The organism is Sphingomonas sanguinis, from assembly GCF_001476905.1.
Taxonomy (GTDB): Bacteria; Pseudomonadota; Alphaproteobacteria; order Sphingomonadales; family Sphingomonadaceae; genus Sphingomonas; species Sphingomonas sanguinis_B.
On record NZ_LDTE01000195.1, the window covers coordinates 1 to 739 of the forward strand.

A 739-nucleotide genomic window follows, 5' to 3' on the forward strand; every position below is an offset into this window, starting at 1 on the left:
GGACGGCCGCGCGATCGATCGCGCCCATGCCCCGGTCCGGGTAGGCAGCATCCTGACCTTCGCGCAAGCCGGGGATGTCCGCGTCCTGCGCGTGGAGTCGCTGCCCGTTCGGCGCGGCCCGCCCGCCGAAGGGCGCGCCTGTTATTGCGATCTGGTCACTTCCCCGACTTCAAGCGTTGACGGATCGCCACATGCGGCATAGCAGCACGCGTTCGTACCTTGGGAGTTGTCATGACCTACGTCGTCACCGATGCCTGCATTCGTTGCAAGTATATGGACTGTGTCGAGGTGTGTCCCGTCGACTGCTTCTATGAGGGCGAGAACATGCTCGTCATCAACCCGTCCGAGTGCATCGACTGCGGCGTGTGCGAGCCGGAATGCCCGGCCGAGGCGATCCTGCCCGACACCGAAAGCGGTCTGGAGCAGTGGCTGGAGCTGAACAACACCTTCTCCGCCCAGTGGCCCAACGTCACGCGCAAGCTGGACCAGACGCCGCCCGACGCCGATGCGATGAAGGGCGTCGAGAACAAATACGACCAGTTCTTCAGCCCGGAACCCGGCAAGGGCGACTGACCCCGATCATTCCTCCCCTTTAAGGGAGGGATGGCAGGGCGAAGCCCTGACGGAGGGGTGTTCCCCCATCGAGAGCGGGACACCCCTCCACCATGCTCCGCATGGTCCCCCTCCCCTTGCAGGGGAGGAAAGATGGAATGGCGACCAATGGGGCGTTCGCGAGCAA

The 739-nt window shown here is 64.4% G+C and carries 1 protein-coding gene and 1 pseudogene; both read left to right on the forward strand.

The features are described from left to right. Positions 1 to 202, forward strand: a pseudogene (locus tag SB4_RS20235) (RNA-binding S4 domain-containing protein); the annotation flags it as partial. A 29-nt stretch (positions 203 to 231) separates the two neighbouring features. Further along, positions 232 to 573: a ferredoxin FdxA gene (fdxA, locus tag SB4_RS18525; protein ID WP_042486955.1), complete on the forward strand. Its 342-nt coding sequence runs from the start codon at positions 232 to 234 to the stop codon at positions 571 to 573. The last annotated feature ends 166 nt before the right edge of the window (positions 574 to 739 follow it).